The sequence below is a fragment of the Janthinobacterium sp. CG3 genome, assembly GCF_000344615.1.
Classification (GTDB): Bacteria; Pseudomonadota; Gammaproteobacteria; order Burkholderiales; family Burkholderiaceae_D; genus Janthinobacterium.
In genome coordinates, this window is the sequence record NZ_KB467824.1 from 3992212 (window position 1) to 4010006 (window position 17795).

General features: G+C 67.5%; 14 protein-coding genes. 5 read left to right on the plus strand and 9 right to left on the minus strand.

The genetic code is table 11. The features are described from left to right. Positions 1-51 precede the first annotated feature (51 nt). Genes mutM through mutY form a run of 3 tightly spaced genes read left to right on the plus strand, consistent with a single transcriptional unit; the run spans position 52 to position 4058 of the window. Complete coding sequence (mutM, locus tag JANGC3_RS0117610; protein ID WP_026133125.1) at positions 52-885, plus strand: bifunctional DNA-formamidopyrimidine glycosylase/DNA-(apurinic or apyrimidinic site) lyase; 834 nt, start codon at positions 52-54, stop codon at positions 883-885. Positions 886-912: 27 nt separating this feature from the next. Continuing rightward, positions 913-2841, plus strand: a complete 1929-nt coding sequence (locus JANGC3_RS0117615; RefSeq protein ID WP_026133126.1) for a dynamin family protein — start codon at positions 913-915, stop codon at positions 2839-2841. Between the two features lie 50 nt (positions 2842-2891). Further along, a complete protein-coding gene (gene mutY, locus JANGC3_RS0117620) occupies positions 2892-4058 on the plus strand; it encodes an A/G-specific adenine glycosylase (protein WP_051068323.1) in 1167 nt (388 codons plus the stop codon). Between the two features lie 137 nt (positions 4059-4195). Here the strand turns inward: mutY and JANGC3_RS0117625 are convergent, their stop codons facing one another. The 8 genes from JANGC3_RS0117625 to JANGC3_RS0117660 are packed head-to-tail and all read right to left on the minus strand — an operon-like array spanning position 4196 to position 14380. After that, positions 4196-5332, minus strand: coding sequence for a deoxyguanosinetriphosphate triphosphohydrolase (locus tag JANGC3_RS0117625; RefSeq protein ID WP_026133127.1), 1137 nt, complete (start codon positions 5330-5332; stop codon positions 4196-4198). Positions 5333-5338: 6 nt separating this feature from the next. Beyond that, positions 5339-6958, minus strand: coding sequence for a bifunctional shikimate kinase/3-dehydroquinate synthase AroKB (gene aroKB / locus JANGC3_RS0117630; RefSeq protein ID WP_017877816.1), 1620 nt, complete (start codon positions 6956-6958; stop codon positions 5339-5341). Between the two features lie 39 nt (positions 6959-6997). Further along, positions 6998-9244: a beta strand repeat-containing protein gene (locus JANGC3_RS0117635; protein WP_017877817.1), complete on the minus strand. Its 2247-nt coding sequence runs from the start codon at positions 9242-9244 to the stop codon at positions 6998-7000. 50 nt (positions 9245-9294) lie between these two features. After that, the gene (gene pilQ / locus JANGC3_RS0117640) at positions 9295-11469 is read right to left on the minus strand and encodes a type IV pilus secretin PilQ family protein (RefSeq protein WP_026133128.1); all 2175 of its coding nucleotides are present in this window, start codon (positions 11467-11469) and stop codon (positions 9295-9297) included. Continuing rightward, positions 11469-12008: a pilus assembly protein PilP gene (locus JANGC3_RS0117645; RefSeq protein WP_017877819.1), complete on the minus strand. Its 540-nt coding sequence runs from the start codon at positions 12006-12008 to the stop codon at positions 11469-11471. Before JANGC3_RS0117645 ends, pilQ begins: the two co-directional genes overlap by 1 nt. Further along, positions 12005-12664 (minus strand): type 4a pilus biogenesis protein PilO, encoded by a 660-nt coding sequence (locus JANGC3_RS0117650; RefSeq protein ID WP_026133129.1) that lies wholly within the window; start codon positions 12662-12664, stop codon positions 12005-12007. The genes JANGC3_RS0117645 and JANGC3_RS0117650 overlap by 4 nt, the downstream gene beginning before the upstream one ends. A gap of 16 nt (positions 12665-12680) precedes the next feature. Next, the gene (locus tag JANGC3_RS0117655) at positions 12681-13304 is read right to left on the minus strand and encodes a PilN domain-containing protein (protein WP_017877821.1); all 624 of its coding nucleotides are present in this window, start codon (positions 13302-13304) and stop codon (positions 12681-12683) included. Continuing rightward, a complete protein-coding gene (locus tag JANGC3_RS0117660) occupies positions 13304-14380 on the minus strand; it encodes a pilus assembly protein PilM (protein WP_017877822.1) in 1077 nt (358 codons plus the stop codon). The genes JANGC3_RS0117655 and JANGC3_RS0117660 overlap by 1 nt, the downstream gene beginning before the upstream one ends. A gap of 364 nt (positions 14381-14744) precedes the next feature. Between JANGC3_RS0117660 and JANGC3_RS0117665 the strand changes: the two genes are divergently transcribed. After that, entirely contained in the window at positions 14745-17084 is a 2340-nt protein-coding gene (locus JANGC3_RS0117665; protein WP_017877823.1) for a penicillin-binding protein 1A, read from the plus strand. 71 nt (positions 17085-17155) lie between these two features. On the opposite strand, the gene cyaY is transcribed toward JANGC3_RS0117665, so the two are convergent. Then, on the minus strand, positions 17156-17485 hold the full coding sequence (gene cyaY / locus JANGC3_RS0117670; RefSeq protein ID WP_017877824.1) for an iron donor protein CyaY: 330 nt from the start codon (positions 17483-17485) through the stop codon (positions 17156-17158). A gap of 40 nt (positions 17486-17525) precedes the next feature. Between cyaY and lptM the strand changes: the two genes are divergently transcribed. Further along, complete coding sequence (gene lptM / locus JANGC3_RS0117675; protein ID WP_026133130.1) at positions 17526-17726, plus strand: LPS translocon maturation chaperone LptM; 201 nt, start codon at positions 17526-17528, stop codon at positions 17724-17726. Positions 17727-17795 lie beyond the last annotated feature (69 nt).

Genomic DNA, 17795 nt, shown 5'->3' on the forward strand with positions numbered 1-17795 from the left:
ATGCGCCGTCCCGGCCGCAAGCCGGCGTTTCCACCCCAGTTCGAGTTTGCCATGCCAGAATTGCCCGAAGTTGAAGTCACCCGGCGCGGCGTCGCGCCGCATCTTGAAGGCCGCGCCGTGCAGGCGGTGGTGCTGCGCCGCGCCGGCCTGCGCTGGCCGTTTCCGGCCGACCTGGCGCGCCAGCTGGCCGGGCGCACCATCGGCCTGACCGGGCGCCGCGGCAAGTACCTGCTGCTGGCCTTCGAGCACGGCACCTTGATCATCCATCTGGGCATGTCGGGCCATTTGCGCGTGCTGCCGCCGGGCATTGAGGCGCAAAAACACGACCATTTCGACCTCGTCGTCGACGGCGCGCAGGGCCGCCAGGTGTTGCGCATGACCGATCCGCGGCGCTTCGGCGCCGTGTTGTGGCACGACGCGCGCGACGGCGGCGTCGACCAGCACCTGCTGCTGCGCGGCCTCGGCGTGGAGCCGCTCGAGGACGGCTTTTCCGGCCAGTTGCTGTACAAGAAAACGCGCGGACGCGGGGCCAGCGTCAAGCAGGTGCTGATGGCCGGCGACATCGTGGTCGGCGTGGGCAATATCTACTGCTCGGAGAGCCTGTTCCGGGCCGGCATCAACCCGAAAACCCCGGCCGGGCGCATCGGCCTGGCGCGCTACGACAAACTGGCGCAGGCCATCCGCGAGGTGCTGGCGGCGGCCATCGCCCAGGGCGGCAGCACGCTGCGCGATTTTATTGGCGTAAACGGCCAGACGGGCTATTTCCAGCAGAGCTATTTCGTCTATGATCGTGCAGGCGCGCCCTGCCGGGTATGCGGCGCGCCGGTGCGCCAGATCAAGCAGGGGCAGCGCTCGACGTTTTATTGCGTCAACTGCCAAAAATAAGATGCGAATGGAGGCGTGGCGAGCATGATGGTCAGGGACTTGGAACAATACAGCGCATGGCGCCAGGGCGTCGTCGCGGCGCTGCGGCGGTACCAGGACTGGGTCGGCGCGGCCGACCTGGCCGACGGCGCCACCGAGCTGCGCCTGGGCCGCGCGCTGGCCCGGCTGGCCGACGACAAGCTGTCGATCGCCTTCGTCGCCGAATTCTCGCGCGGCAAATCGGAGTTGATCAACGCCATCTTCTTCGCCGACTACGGCCAGCGCATCCTGCCGTCTGCGGCCGGGCGCACCACGATGTGCCCGACCGAGCTGCTGTACGACCCGGCCCAGCCGCCGTCGATCCGCCTGCTGCCGATCGAGACGCGGGCGCGCAACCTGTCGACCAGCGACTACCGCGACGACGCCGCCGCCTGGACCGCGCTGCCGCTCGACCTGGACGCGGCCGGCTCGCTGCAGGAAACGCTCAGGCAAGTTAGCATGAGCAAGCGCGTGACGGTGGCCGAGGCGCAGAGCTACGGCCTGTACGACGCCGACGACCCGGACGCCGCGGCGGTGCTCGACGAGCGCGGCATGGTCGAGATTTCGCTGTGGCGCCACGCCATCATCAACTTCCCGCATCCGCTGCTCAAGCAGGGCCTGGTGATCCTCGACACGCCCGGCTTGAACGCCATCGGCACCGAGCCGGAGTTGACGCTGAACCTGATTCCGAACGCCCACGCGGTGCTGTTCATCCTGGCCGCCGACACCGGCGTGACCAAGAGCGACATCGAGGTGTGGCGCAACCACATCGGCGGCGGCGCCGGGCGCCTGGTGGTGCTCAACAAGATCGACAGCATGTGGGACGAGTTGCGCAGCGACGCCGAGGTCGACGCCGACATTGCGCGCCAGCAGGCCGGCGCCGCGCACATGCTGGCGCTAGCCCCGCGCCAGGTGTTTCCGGTGTCGGCGCAAAAGGCGCTGGTGGGCAAGATCAACGGCGACCCGGCGCTGCTGGCCAAGAGCGGCCTGGAGGCGCTCGAGCGGGCCCTGTTCGACGAGCTAATCCCGGCCAAGAAGGACATCGTGCGCGGCCAACTGGCCGACGACCTGCGCGCCATCGACACGGCGCAGCAGGCGCTGGTGGCGGCGCGCATCCGCGGCATCGTCGAGCAGTTGCACGAACTGAAAAGCCTGCGCGGCAAGAACCAGAGCGTGATCGCGCACATGATGCGGCGCATCGACGTCGAGAAAAAGGAGTTCGACAGCAGCCTGTTCAAGCTGCAGGCGACGCGCTCGGTGTTTACCCGCTTGTCGACCGAGTTGTACACCAGCCTGGGCATGGACATCGTGCGCGACGACATCGACCAGGTGCGCGAGGCGATGCGGCGCAGCCGCTTTTTCACCGGCGTGCGCGAGGCCGTGCGGCAGTATTTCGAGCGCATCAAGCACAACCTCGCGCAATCGGAGCGCAAGACGGTGGAAATCTCCGAGATGATGGGGGTGATGTACCGCAAGTTCGCCGCCGAACACGGGCTGGCGCTGGCGCTGCCGATGCCGTTTTCGCTGGAGCGCTACCGCCGGGAAATCGGCGAAATCGAGGCGGTCTACCACAAGCAGTTCGGCACCGCGACGTTGATCACGACCAGCCGCGTGGTGTTGATGGAGAAATTCTTCGACTCGATCGCCTCGCGCGTGCGCAAAAGCTTCAAGGCCGCCAACGACGACGCCGACGCCTGGCTGAAGGTGATCATGGCGCCGCTGGAGGCGCAGATCCGCCAGCACAAGGACCAGCTGAAACACCGGCTGGCGTCGATCCAGCGCATCCACGACGCCACCGACAGCCTGGAGCAGAAAATCGACGCGTTCGAGGCCGGCCTGCTCGAGCTGGAGCAACAAAAAATCCGCCTCGGCGAACTGGTGGGCGCGATCGGCGCCGCCATCGACGCGCGCGGCGCGGTCCTCGACGCGGCCGCCTGAGCGCCGCCCCGGCAGCCGCGTCCACACGAGAAAACGAGACGAACAAGGACATGAAAAATTTGCTTCACCCGCCGCCGTTGCGGCACGACGCGGCCAGCGCCGCCGCCCTGGCCGACCCCGGCTTTTCCGCCACCGTGATCGGCTGGCAGCAAGTCCACGGCCGCCACGCCCTGCCCTGGCAAAACACGCGCGACGCCTACCTGGTCTGGCTGTCGGAAATCATGTTGCAGCAAACCCAGGTCGCGGCCGTGCTGGGATATTACGCGCGCTTCCTGGCGCGCTTTCCGACGCTGCGCAGCTTGGCCGAGGCGCCGGTCGAGGACGTGATGGCGCAGTGGAGCGGCCTCGGTTACTACACCCGCGCGCGCAACCTGCACAAGTGCGCCCGGCGCGTGGTGGACGAGTACGACGGCGTGTTTCCACACGACCCTTTGCTGCTGGCCGAGCTGCCCGGCATCGGCCGCTCGACGGCGGCGGCGATCGCGGCGTTTTCCAGCGGCGCCCGCGCCGCCATCCTGGACGGCAACGTCAAGCGGGTGTTCGCGCGGGTCTTCGGGATCGACGCCTATCCCGGCGAAAAAAAGATCGAGCAGGCATTGTGGCAACGCGCCGAGGCGTTGCTGCCGCTGACGGGCATCGAGTCCTACACCCAGGGCTTGATGGACTTGGGCGCGACCCTGTGCACGCGCAGCAGCCCGGATTGCCAGCGCTGCCCGCTGCAACCGCGCTGCGTTGCCTTCGCCACCGACCGGGTCAAGGAACTGCCGGTGCGCAAGCCGAAAAAGACCAGCCCGGAAAAGCACGCGACCATGCTGGTGATCATCGACCGCGGCCAGGTGCTGCTCGAACAGCGGCCCGGCAGCGGCATCTGGGGCGGCCTGCTGTCGCTGCCGGAGCTGGACGGCCACGCGCCGCTCGACGGCGGCGCCGCGCCGGCCGTCGACCACGACGCCGTCACGCTGGCGGTCGGCAAGTTCGGCGAGATCGAGTCGCAGCAACGCCTGCTGCCGATCACCCACGTGTTCACGCATTACAAGCTGCACATCGCGCCGTGCCGCATCGCGCTGGCGCGCCGCCTCGACCTGGCCGGCGAGTCGGGCCACGTCTGGTACGACGGCGCCGCCATCGGCCAGGCGCCGCTGCCGGCGCCGATCAAGAAACTGCTGCTGGAACTATTCGGCGACACCCAGGCGGCGCAGGCGCGCATGGATTTTTAGCGGCGGCGGTGAGGGGACCCGCCCGGCGATGGCCAACGCCACCCGCTGAGCGTGGCGGCGGTGGCGATGAACCATTTGACGAGTCTGGCTTCATGGCCGCCGTCTCGGCGCGCAGTGCGGCGTGTGCGGCGGCAAGCCTACAGCTCGTCGATTGAAAACAGGCGCCGGTGCTCGCGGATGGCGTAGCGGTCGGTCATGCCGGCGATATAGTCGGCGATCTGGCGCGCCTGCTTGCCCGGCGCGTCCGCCGGCGCCAGGTAGTCGGGCGGCAGCAGCACCGGCTCGGCCTGGAAGGCCTCGAACAGCTCGCGCACGATGCGGCTGGCCTTCACGCGCATCCGGTTGACCTGGTAATGGCGGTACAGGTTGGCGTACAGGAAGCGTTTCAACTCGCTTGCCTCGGCCCGCATCGGCGCGGAAAAGCGGATCAGCGGCGGCGCCGCGCGCACCTCGTCGATGTGCCGGGGCGCGGCCGCGGCGATCAGCTGCGACGACGTGGCGATCAGGTCGGCCGCCAGCGCGCTGATGATGCGGCGCAGCGTTTCATACACCGCGCGCCGGCCCGGCAGACCGGGGAACTCGGCCTCGACCGCGCGGCGGTGGCGCCCGAACAGCGCCACCTGCTCCATCTGCGCCATTGTGATCAGGCCGGAGCGCAGGCCGTCGTCGATGTCATGGTTGTTGTAGGCGATTTCGTCGGCCAGGTTGGTCAGTTGCGCCTCCAAAGAGGGCTGGGTGCGGTCGATGAAGCGCTGGCCCAGCGGCCCCAATTGTTGCGCGTTGGCCAGCGAACAATGCTTGAGGATGCCCTCGCGCGTCTCGAACATCAGGTTCAAGCCGTCGAAGGCGCCGTAATGCTGCTCCAGCTCGTCGACCACGCGCAAGCTCTGCAGATTGTGCTCGAAGCCGCCGTGGCCCTTCATGCAGTCGTTGAGGACGTCCTGGCCGACGTGGCCGAAGGGGGTGTGGCCGAGGTCGTGCGCCAGCGCGACCGCCTCGACCAGGTCCTCGTTCAGGCGCAGGCTGCGCGCCAGCGAGCGGCCGATCTGCGCCACCTCCAGGCTGTGCGTCAGGCGGGTGCGGAACAGGTCGCCTTCGTGGTTGAGGAAAACCTGGGTCTTGTATTCGAGCCGGCGGAAGGCCGACGAGTGGATGATGCGGTCGCGGTCGCGCTGGAACTGGCTGCGCGAAGCGGCCGGCGCCTCGGCCACCCGCCGCCCCCTACCCTGCGCCGAATGGGCCGCGTAAGGGGCGAGCAAGGCGTCTTCCAGCATGGCCGGCTAGCCGACGCAGGCGGCCAGCGTGGCCAGCACGTGCTCGCGCGGGGCGTTGCCGATGCTCGGGCTGCCAAGCGGCTTGAGCAGGATGAACTTGATCTCCCCGCCCTCGTTTTTCTTGTCCACTTCCATCAGTTCGAGCCAGCGTTCGGTGCCCAGGTCGGGCGCCGTCACCGGCAGGCCGGCGGCGGCCACCAGCGCGCGCACGCGCGCCACCGTGGCGGCGTCGACGTGGCCGACGCGCCGCGACAGCTCGGCCGCCATCACCATGCCGCAGCCGACGGCCTCGCCGTGCAGCCAGTTGCCGTAACCCATGCCGGCCTCGATCGCGTGGCCGAAGGTGTGGCCGAAATTGAGGATCGCCCGCAGGCCGCCCTCGCGCTCGTCCTGGCGCACCACGTCGGCCTTGATCTCGCACGAGCGGGCGATGGCGTAGGCCAGCGCGCCCTTGTCGCGCGCCATCAGCTTGCCGATGTTGGCCTCGATCCAGTCGAAGAAGGCGGCGTCGATGATGGCGCCGTGCTTGATCACCTCGGCCAGGCCGGCCGACAACTGGCGCGCCGGCAGCGTTTCCAGCGTCGTCGTGTCGGCGATGACGACGTTGGGCTGGTAGAAGGCGCCGATCATGTTCTTGCCCAGCGGATGGTTGATGCCGGTCTTGCCGCCGACCGAGGAATCGACCTGGGCCAGCAAGGTGGTGGGGATCTGCACGAAACCGACGCCGCGCATGTAGCTGGCGGCGGCGTAACCGGTCAGGTCGCCGATGACGCCGCCGCCCAGCGCCACCAGGGTGGTCTTGCGGTCGCACTTGCGCGCCAGCAGGGTGTCGAAAATGGTCATCAGGCTGGACCAGTTCTTGTGCTCCTCGCCGTCCGGCAGGACGATGCTGAACACCTCCTTGCCGCCGGCGGCCAGCGCCCGCTCCAGGCGCGCCAGGTACAGCGGCGCCACCGTGGTGTTGGTGACGATGGCCACTTTGCCGCCGCTGACGTGGCGCAGCAGCAAATCGGCGTCGGCCAGCAGGTCGGGGCCGATGACGATCGGGTAGCTGCGCTCGTCGAGGTCGACGCTTAAAAGGATATTGGATTGCTCGTTCATCGAAGGCTCTGCTTGGGTGACGCAGTTGGGCGAGTTCTCGCATTCGAGGCTGGCCAGCTGCATCAGAATTGTTTGGACCATCGATTGTACGTTAGGTCGGCCGGTGTCGATGACGACGTCGGCCACCTCCATATACAAGGGCTCGCGCTGCACGGCCAGCTCCTCGATGCGCTTGCGCGGATCGGCTGTTTGCAGCAACGGCCGGCTCTTGTCGTGGCTGGTGCGCGTCATGATGCTGTTGACGTTGGCGCGCAGGTAGATGACGGTGCCGCGCTGCTTCAGATAGGCGCGGCTGTCGGCGTCGAGCACGGCGCCGCCGCCGGTGGCCATGACGATGCCTTGCTGCATGGTCAAGTCGCGGATCACCTCCGCCTCGCGCCGCCGGAAGCTTTGCTCGCCCTCGATTTCAAAAATCCACGGAATCGAGGCGCCGGTGCGGGCCTCGATTTCGTGGTCGGAATCAACAAAGCGCTTGCCCAGCTTGCGGGCAAGGATGCGGCCGATGGTGGTTTTTCCGGCCCCCATCAGCCCTACTAAATACAGATTTTGCATTGCGGCAATAGTTTAATTTTTATCGTTACAGGCCGATGCCCGTCCGTATGGGCTGACCACGCCCGGCGGGCTGATCGTCTTAATGGCGTAGTCGCTGTTCAGGCCGCGCAGCAAAGTGTAACCGACATACGTCGACTCCGTCCCGGAAACCTTGCCGCGCACCGTGAAATCGATGTCGAGCCAGAAGGCCCGGTCGCGCGCGTAGGTGAACGTGACGATGGCCATGCCGTTGGCGTCGGTCTTGGCGCTCGACGTCACCTGCACCGGAATGCCCGGGTCGAGGAAGCCGTTGGTGTTGAAATCCTCCCCGGCGTCGAGAATGCCGTTGCTGTTGACGTCCTCGTTGGCGCAGCTGGCGCTCACTTGCGCCGTCCACGGGCCTTCGAGGCCGGGGAACAGCATGATGCCCTTGTAATAGTTGCGCGGACGCACGGAAACCGTGATGTCGACGTTGGCCGCCGGGCCGCCGCCGCCGTCGGTGACGAACACCACGTACTCCTTGCTGTAGGTGGTCGAGCTGGGCGTGCCGACCGAGTTGCCGGTGCCGGCGCTAATGAACAGCGCGCTCTTGGCCACCGTCAGCTGGATGTCGGCCAGGGCCACCGCCGCCGGCACCGCCGGGTCGTCGATCTTGGCCCGCACCACGACGCCGTTGACGGCCGTGGTGCTGGCGCCCGGGATGAAATTGACGCTGGCGGCGCCGTCGCTGCCGGTTTGCACCCGCGAAGGCGAGCTGAGCGCGCCGCCGCTGCCGTCTTTTTGGATCGAGAAACTGATCCAGGCGTTCTTCACCAGGTTGTTGGCGGCGGTGCCGTCGCGCACGATGGCGCGCACCGTGCTTTGCTGGGTGCTGCTGCCGGGCAGGTTGGGGCCGACCAGGGCCGGATCGGCCTGGCCGGTGACGTTGGCGCTGGCGACCAGCGGCGCGACGAACTCGACGGTGCCCTGCACCGACACGCCGGCGGCCGTCGCGGTCAGGCTGGCCAGGCCGGGACTGGTGGCCTTGACATAGCCGGTCGCGTCGCCGGCGCTGAAGGTCAGCGGCGCCGCCAGTTCCAAGGTACAGGCGCTGTCGCTGTAGACGTTGCCGCGCGACGTGCCCAGGCCGACGTTGCCCGTTTGCGCCACGCCGGCCGTGTCGTTGTGGATGGCCACGCGCTGGCAGGTGTTGATCAAGGCCTGGCTCTGGGTCGCGCCGCCGGCGTTGACCACTTTGACGTTGAAGTTCGAGGCGTTGATCGTCATGGTCGTCGAGGCCGTGTCGCCCGTCGATTTCACCGTCACGGTGTCGGCGCTGCCGGCCGGATTGACGTTGGCCTGATACACCAGCACCAGCTGGCCGCTGGCGTCGGTGACGGCGGCGCCGCCACCCTTGACCGTGACAGGGTTGCTGGCGGCGCTGAAAGTAACCGCCTTGTTCGCCAGCGCCGCGCCGGCCGAGTCGACCAGTTTCACCGTCAGCTCGGCGCTGGCGCCCAGGTTGAGCGTGTTGTTGGCGGCGATCGACAGCTTGGTGCCGACCACGTTGACCACCGTACTCATGGTCTTGCCGCCGACGGTGGCGGTGACGGTGATCGCGCGCAGGGTCGGATCGGCGCTGGTGCCCAGCTTGACGCTGGCCTGGCCCAAGGCGTTGGTGGTGGCGACCGGCTGGCTGAGCGCGCCCGAATCGGCGGCGAAATTAACCAGCGCGTTCGGCACCACCGAATTGGCGGCGTCCTTGACCAGGGCCACGATGCTGACCTCGGCGGTGCCGGCCGACGCCAGCGTGACGCTGTTGGCGGTCAACTGGATCGAGGCGATCGAGGTCGTCGTCGCCTTCACCACCTTGACCACCAGCGCGGTCGACTTGACGCCGCCGACGCTGGCCGTGACGGTGATGTTGCGCTCCGCCGTGTTGCCCTTCGTGCTCAGCTTGGCGGTGACGGCGCCGGTCGCGTCGCTGACCAGGTTGTCGCTGCTGACGGTGCCCGAGTCGGCCGAAAAGGCCACGGTTTCGTCCTTCAGCGCGGTGTTGTTGGCGTCCTTGACGATGGCCGTCAACACCACCTCGGTGCCGGTTTCGCCGGAGGCGAGTATCGACTCGGCGCTGCCAACCAGGACCACGCTGGCGACCTTCGAGGCGGCGCCCGGCGGCGTGGTGCCCGGCACCGCGCCGGGGTTGCCGCCGCCGCCGCCGCAGGCCGCCAGCAGCGCGGCGCAGGCCGCCAGCGCCAGCCAGGCGGAAAATGGTTTGCTCGAATTGCGCGGTATGTTCATAGGTCCACCCTTGTTATCCAGCATAAAATTCGTTGATGTCTTACTTTTTATTAACGCGTCGAGAGCCGGTCGGCGACGATTTTCGGCGTGATGAACACCAGCAGCTCGGTCTTGTCGTTGGTGCGGCCGGTGGTGCGGAACAGGTAGCCCAGTACCGGGATGTCGCCCAGCAGCGGCACCTTCGACTCCGACGAACGCTCGGACTGCTGGTAGATGCCGCCCAGCACCACGGTGCCGCCGTTCTCGACCATCACCTGGGTCTTCACGTGCTTGGTGTCGATGGCGAAACCGGCCCGGGTTTCCTGGCCGACGCTGTCCTTGTTGACGTCCACTTCCAGCACCACGTTGCCGTCGGGCGTGATCTGCGGCGTCACCTCGAGGCGCAGGTTGGCCTTCTTGAAGGTGATCGACGTGGCGCCGCTGCTGGTGGCGACCTGGTAGGGCAGCTCGATGCCCTGCTCGATCAGGGCGATCACCTTGTCGGCGGTGACTACCCGCGGGCTGGAAATGATCTTGCCCTTGCCGTCGGCCTCGAGCGCCGACAGCTCCAGGTTCAGGAAGCGGTTGGCGGCCGCCGAGAACAGGCTCACCGCCAGGTTCCCGGGGGCGATGCCGTTGATGCTGGCGGCCGGCAGGTTGACGAACTGGCTGTTGTTGTAGGACGAGCCGGTCTCGCCGAGCTGGCCGGTGACCTCGCCCACGCCGGCGATGTTGCCGCCGATGGCGACGCGGGTGTTGCCGTTGCCGACCTGGTAGCCGGCGTCGCCGCCGCGGATGGTGCGCATGTCGGCGAAGCCGAGCTTGGCGCCGAGGTTGCGGCTGAACGAGTCGTTGGCCTCGACGATGCGCGCCTCGATCAGCACCTGCTTGCTGGCGACGTCGGTCTTCTGGATCAGCTTGCGGATGTCGTCGAGCTTGGCGGCGACGTCGGTGACGAACAACTGGTTGGTGCGCGGCTCGATGATGGCGCTGCCGCGCTTGGACAGCACGCGGTTCTTGCCGTCGCCGCCGACGTCGAGGCCGAACACGGTGCGGAAGGCGTCGGCCTTCTGGTAGTTCAGTTGGAAGATCTCGGAGCGCAGCGGCTCGAGCTCGGCGATCTGGGCGCGCTGCTCGAGTTCCAGCTTCTCCTTCGTCAGCAACTCCTCCCTCGGCGCGATCCACAGCACGCTGCCGTTCTTGCGCATGTCCAGGCCCTTGGCCTGCAGCACCACGTCGAGCGCCTGGTCCCACGGCACCTCGCGCAGGCGCAAGGTCAGGTTGCCCGTCACGCTGTCGCTGGTGATGATGTTCAGGCCGGAGATGTCGGCGATCGCCTGCAGCGCCGCGCGCACCTCGACGTTCTGGAAGTTGAACGACAGCTTTTCGCCGCGGTAGCCCTGGCTGCCCTGGGTCAGTTTGTTCGGCTCCTCCTTGATCGGCTTGACGTCGATCACCAGTTGCGTGTCGCTCTGGTAGACGGTCTGCTCCCACAGCCCCTTGGCCTCGATCGTCATGCGCACGTTCTCGCCCTGCGGCACGGTGGTCACGCGCGTCACCGGCGTGCCGAAGTCGGCCACGTCGAGGCGCCGCCGCAGCGTCTCGGGCAGGCCGGTCTTGAGGAAGTCGACGACCACGCCGGCGCCCTGCTGGCGCACGTCGACGGCCACCTGGCTGTGCGGCAGGTCGACGACGATGCGGCCCTCGCCGTTGGCGCCGCGGCGAAAGTCCATGTCGCGCAGCAACTGGCGCCCGGCCGGCGCCGGCGCGGCGGCGGCCGGCAGGCCGGCGGCGTTGACGGCGGTGGCGACGCCGCCCGAGCCTTCGATGGTGACGATGACGGCGTTGCCGTCGATCGCCGTGGCGTAGTTCAGCGCGCGCTTGAGGTTGAGCACCAGGCGCGAGCGCTGGCCGGCCTGCACCACGTTGACGCTGCGCAAATCGCCGACGTTCATGTCGAGCACGCTCTTGCCGGTGCCGTTGACGGTGGCGCCGAAGTCGAGCGCGATGCGGGCCGGGTTGGTGATCGAAAAGCCGATCGGCATGCCGGCCGGCGCGCGCTGCATGCTGACCTTGACGATCACGTTCGAGCCCTGCTGGTTGGCGCTGATCGCCTCGATGACGTTGTCCTGCGCCGGCGCCGGCTGCGCGCGCGCGGCGCCGGCCGGCAGCAGCAGCGCCAGCGCCAGCGGCGCCAGCGCCGCCGCCAGCCGCGCGCCGCGCGCCATGAATGGGAATGCGCTCATTATTTTGTCTCCTTGCTGTCCTGCAACTCCAACTTGGCCATGCGCTCGACCCAGTCGCCGCCCGCATCCTGAACGATCTCCTTGATCGAGATCGCCTCCTCGGTGACGCCGGTGATGAGGCCGAAATTCTGGCCGACGTGCTGGCCGCTGCGGACCTGGTACACCGACCGGTCGATTTGCAGCAGCGCGTACACCACGCCCGCCTTTTGCAGCGTCCCCACCATCTTGATCGTGTCGAGCGGGTAACTTTCCAGCAATTCCTTGCGGCGCTCCAGGTCCGGCTTGAAGCCCGAGCTGGACTTGGCCGCGCGGGCCAGCTCGGCCAGCAGCTTGTTCGGGCTGAACGGGTCGACCGCCTCCTTGGCGCCGTAGGCGAAGGGGATGAAAGTCTTCGGTTCGCTCAGCGGCGGCACGGCGACGCGCGCCTGCGCCTTCACCTCGGCCATCCATAGCCGCACCTCCTGCACGTCGCTGTCGCCGCAGCCGGCCAGCGCCAGCAGCAGCGCGGCGGCGGCCGCGGCGTTGCGCGGCGCGCTCATTTCTTGGCCTTGCTTTTCTTGTCGGCCAGCGCCTTGCGCTGGGCCAGCACCTCGTCCGGGTCGAGGTAGCGGAAGGTCTTGGCGACCGCTTCCAGCGTCAGGCTGCCGTCCTTGGCCGCGACCAGGGCCATGTTGTTGAGCGTGACGATGCGCGGCAGGTTGGCCATGTCGCCGGCGAAGGCGCCGAGGTCGTGGTAGTTGCCGCTGACCTTGATGTCGATCGGCAGCTCGGCGTAATAATCCTTGACCACCACCTGGCCCGGCCGGAACAGCTCGAACTGCAGGCCGCGGCCCAGCCCGGCCTGGTTGATGTCGGACAGCAGCGCGGCCATCTCGGCCTTGCTCGGCAACTGCTTTTGCAAGCGCTCGACGTACTGGTCGACCTGCGCCTTCTGCGCCCGCAGCGCCTCCAGGTTGATCGCCAGCGCCATCTTGCCCTTGTATTCGTCGCGCAAGCCCTGCTCGCGCAGCGCGCCGGCCTCCTGCTGCTCGAACTGGCCGCTCCAGTAGCCGAAATAGCCGAGCGCGATCACCGCCGCCGCCGCGCCGCAGCCGCACAGCACGCGCGGCGCCAGCGGCCACTGGCCGGGGTGGAGCTGGTTCAGGCCGCGGAACTGCGCCGCCAGCGACTGCGCCAAGTGTGTCAGGTTAGCCATATCGATCGCTCCGCTGTCATTGCTTCGGCGCCGCGGCGGGCGCCGCCGCGCCGCTCTTGTCTTGCTTGGGCTGGTCCTTGTCGCGCGGGCGCTTGATGCCGACCACCAGCGTGAATTCGACCACCTTCTTGGCGCTGCGTCCCTGGCCCAGGCCGGTGGAACGCACTTCGACCAGTTCTGGGCGCTCCAGCCACGGCGAGTTGCCGGCCAGGTTGCGCAGGAATTCCGAGACCCGCTCCTGCGACTGGGCGTAACCGTTCATGTTGACGCGCTGGCCTTCCTGCTTGAAGGCGCGCAGGTAGACCCCGTCCGGGGTTTGCCTGACCAGCTCGTCGAGCAGGAACACCGGCTGGTTGCGGTCGCCCTGCAAATCCTCGACCGCCTGCTGGCGCGCCTTGAGCGCCTCGATCTCCTGCTTGAGGGTGGCGATTTCGACGATCTTGCCGTCGAGTTCGACGATCGCCGCCTTGATGGCGCCGTTGCGCTCGTCCTGGATCGACAGGCGGCGCGCGTTGTAGCCGCCCACCGCCAGCACCACCGCGGCGCCGGCGACGGCGCACAGCCCCAGCAGGGCCAGGAAGGCGGCCTTCCTTTGCTGGCGTTTTTCCTCGCGGTGCGGCAGCAGGTTGATGCGTATCATCAGCCGAACCTCCGCAAGGCCAGGCCGCAGGCCACCAGGTAGGCCGGCGCGTCGCTATGCAACTGCGCCTCGCGCACGCCCGGCGCCAGTTGCATGCCCTGGAACGGCGAGAACACGGCGGCGGCCATCTTGGTGCGCCCGGCAACCAGTTCGAGCAGGCCGGGCAGCTGGGCGCAGCCGCCGGCCAGGAACAACTGGTCGACCCGGGTGTAGGGCGTCGACGTGAAGAAAAACTGGATCGCCCGCGTCACCTCCAGCGCGGCGCTCTCGAGGAAGGGCGCGAGCACGTCGCGCTGGTAGTTCTCCGGCAGCTCGCCGGACTTCTTGCGCCCCTCGGCCTCCTCGAACGACATGCCGAAGGCGCGCACGATGTCCTGGGTCAGCTGGTTGCCGCCGAAGGGCTGCTCGCGCTCGTAAATGGTGACGCCGTCCTGCAGCACGGAAATGTGGGTGACCTGGGCGCCGATCTGGAACAGCGCGATGACCTGGTCGAGCGTGGCCTTGGGCGTCAGCGCCGTGACGCGTTCGAGCGCGGCGCGCGCGGCGTACGACTCGATGTCCATCACCACCGCCTTCAGGCCGGCCGACTCGGCCACGGCGACGCGGTCCTCGACCTTCTCGCGGCGCGACGCCGCCAGCATCACCTCGATGTCGTCGGGCGAGTTCAGGGCCGGCCCGAGCACGTCGAAGTCGAGGCTGACCTCGTCGAGCGCGAACGGGATGTACTGGCTGGCCTCGGACTCGACCTGGACTTCCAGCTGGTCCTCGGAGAGGCCGGCCGGCAGGATGATTTTCTTGGTGATCACCGACGCCGGCGGCATGCCCAGCGCGACCAGGCGGGCGCGCGCGCCGCTCTTCTTCCAGAGCCGGCGCAGCGCCTCGGAGACTTGCTCGATGTTTTCGATGTTACCGTCGACCACGGCGCCGCGCGGCAGCGGCTCGGCGGCGTAGCGCTCCAGGCGCAGCTCCTGCTTGCCGACCAGGGCCAGTTCGACCAGGCGCACCCCGGAGGTGCTGATGTCGATCCCCAGCAGCGGCTGGCTGGCGCGGCCGAACAGGGCGCTCAGGTCGATCAAGGCCGTCCCCCGCCGCGGCGCGCCGCCGGCTGGCCCGCGCCACTACTATTGTGTTTCGGGGCACACATTAGAACTGTTGGCATAAGGGGAAACTCGTTTGTAGACCAGCGTTTAAACGGCACACATCAGACAGTACTTTAAATCCTAGCAATAAGGCTTGGTGTGTGTAAAGGTATTTAAAGGTATTTCTGCTGCGCATGATTCGAAGCGTCGTGGTATCCGCCACACTCGGCCGGAGGGGGTGTGGTCAAGCACACCACGATAGTTGCCGGCTTGGCCAGCGGGGGCGCCCGCTTGACGCGCCGCGCGCGAGCCGCCTCGCTTATAATTGACTCGCATAACTACAGCGAAAGACTCCACCCGCATGTCCTCCTCCAAAACCGCCGGCGCGCCCGCGCCCCGGCCCGCCGCCGGCCAACCCCGCCGCTTCCTCCTGTTGTCGCTGGCCTGCGTGCTGGGCCTGGGCCTGGTGGCCATGCTGCTGGTGGTGTTCGGCCTGGCCATGGCCTACCCGAACCTGCCGGCGCTCGACACCCTGACCGACTACCGGCCGAAGATGCCGCTGCGCATCTTCTCCTCCGACAACGTGCTGATCGGCGAATTCGGCGAGGAGCGCCGCACGCTGGTGCGCGTCAAGGACATCCCCGACGTGATGAAAAAGGCCGTGCTGGCGATCGAGGACGACCGCTTCTACGAACACGGCGGCGTCGACTACCTGGGCATCACCCGCGCCGCGCTGCACAACCTGACCGGCGGGGCGAAACAGGGCGCCTCGACCATCACCCAGCAGGTGGCGCGCAACTTCTTCCTGTCGAGCGAGCAAACGCTCAAGCGCAAGACCTACGAGGTTTTGCTGGCCTGGAAGATCGAACAAAACCTCAGCAAGGACCAGATCCTCGAGGTGTATATGAACCAGATCTACCTGGGCCAGCGCGCCTACGGCTTCTCGTCGGCCGCGCAAATCTACTTCGGCAAGAACCTCAAGGACATCAGCGTGGCCGAGGCGGCCATGCTGGCCGGCCTGCCGAAGGCGCCGTCGGCCTACAACCCGGTGGTCAACCCGAAGCGCGCGCGCACCCGCCAGCAATACATCCTGCAGCGCATGCACCTGCTCGGCTACATCAGCGACGCCCAGTTCGCCGACGCCAAGGCCGAGCAGTTGAAGATCAAGACCGACAGCAGCGAGTTCGGCGTGCACGCCGAGTACGTCGCCGAAATGGCGCGCCAACTGGTCTACGAGCAGTTCAAGGAAGACACCTACACGCGCGGCCTGAACGTGTTTACCACCATCACCAAGGCCGACCAGGACGCCGCCTACCTGGCGCTGCGGCGCGGCGTGATGGACTACGAGAAGCGCCACGGCTACCGCGGCCCGGAAGCCTACATCGACATCCCGTCGACCAAGGAGGAGGCCGACAACGCCATCGAAACCGAGCTGGCCGACCACCCGGACAGCGACGACATCGTCGCGGCGATGGTGCTGCAGGCGTCGCCGCAGAAAATCGTCGCCGTCAGCGCCGCCGGCGAGGAAATCGCCATCAGCGGCCCGGGCCTGGCCTTCGGCGCGGCCTGGCTGTCGGACAAGGCGGCGCCGAACCGGCGCATCCGCCGCGGCGCCGTGATCCGCGTCATGCGCGAGGACAGCGGCTGGAGCGTGACGCAGATGCCGGAGGTCGAATCGGCCTTCGTCTCGGCCAGCACCAGCGACGGCGCGATCCGCGCGATGGTCGGCGGCTTCGACTACAACCGCAACAAGTTCAACCACGTCACGCAAGCCTGGCGCCAGCCGGGCTCAGCCTTCAAACCCTTCATCTACTCGGCCTCGCTCGAGCGCGGCCTGTCGCCGTCGACCATCATCAACGACGCGCCGATCTCCTTCGACGCCGGGCAGACCGGCGGCCAGGCCTGGGAGCCGAAGAACTACGACAGCAAGTACGAGGGGCCGATGACGATGCGGCGCGGCCTGACCAAGTCGAAAAACATGGTCTCGATCCGCATCCTGCAGAAGATCGGCGCCAAGTACGGCCAGGAATACGCGACCCGCTTCGGCTTCGACGCCGACAAGAACCCGCCCTACCTGACCCTGGCGCTGGGCGCCGGCGCGGTCACGCCGCTGCAGATGGCCGGCGCCTACGCGGTGTTCGCCAACGGCGGCTACAAGGTTAGCCCCTACCTGATCGCCAAGGTCACCGACAGCGACGGCAAGGTGCTGTCGCAGGCCAATCCCGACCTGGCCGGGGTCGCGGCCAACCGCGTCATCGACGAACGCAACGCCTTCCTGATGAACAGCATGATGAACGACGTGGTGCGCTACGGCACCGCCGCCAAGGCGATGGCGCTGAAGCGGCCCGACCTGTCGGGCAAGACCGGCACCACCAACGACTCGATCGACGCCTGGTTCGCCGGCTACCAGGCGAAGCTGGTGGGCATCGCCTGGATCGGCTACGACAAGCCGAAGAACCTGGGCAACCGCGAAACCGGCGGCGGCCTGGCCTTGCCAATCTGGATGAGCTATATGCAAAAGGCGCTGAAGGGCATTCCGGTCGAGGAAAGGGCGGTGCCGGAGGGGCTGGTACAGTCCGGCGACGACTATTATTACGCGGAGAATCCGCCGGGCACGGGCGTGCACAGCCTGGAGGGCGCGGCGCGCGGCACGCCGGCCGAGGAGAAAGTCAAGGACGCCGTCAAGAACGAGCTGTTCTGACGCCGCGCCGCGCTCTCCCCGCGGGGGAGGGCTGGCGGCGCAAGCCGGCGGCCCTCCCCCTTGTTACTTCCTTAGGACAAGGTCACCGGTGCGCCCGCCTGGGCGCTGGCCAGCGCCGACAGCGCGGCGAACAACTCGGAACCGTCGCGCGTGTCGATCCACTGCTCGCCGACCCGGCCGTAATGGAAACCGCCGGATTTCGCCGCCACCCACAACTGTTGCATCGGCGCCTGGCTGTTGACGATGATTTTCGAGCCGTTGTCGATAAACTCGATTTGCAGCACGTTGCCGCTGCGGCTGCATTCGACATCGAGCACGTCCTCGTCGTTCAAACGGTCCAGCGACGCCTCGATCGCCGTCAGGGTTGCTTCGGCCAGTGCCAGGAATTCCGATTCGCTCATGCTACACTCCAAGATCTCATATCAAACCGTGATTCTAATCGTGAAGTCATCTTTAGCGTTGTATATCAGCATTTCCCTGCTCATCTCCGGCATGCTGGCCGGTTGCGGCCAACCGGGTCCGCTGTTCATGCCGAAGCCGCCGGCCAAACCGGCGCCCGAGCAAGCGGCCACAAGCGGCAAGCCGGCAATCACCCCGGCGCCGGTGCCGCCGCCACCGGCCATGCCGACGCCTGTGCAATAAACGCGGCGCCACGGGCCGACGCCGGCGCCCTACTCGTCGGCGACAATTTCTTCGAGGGCGCGCGCAAGG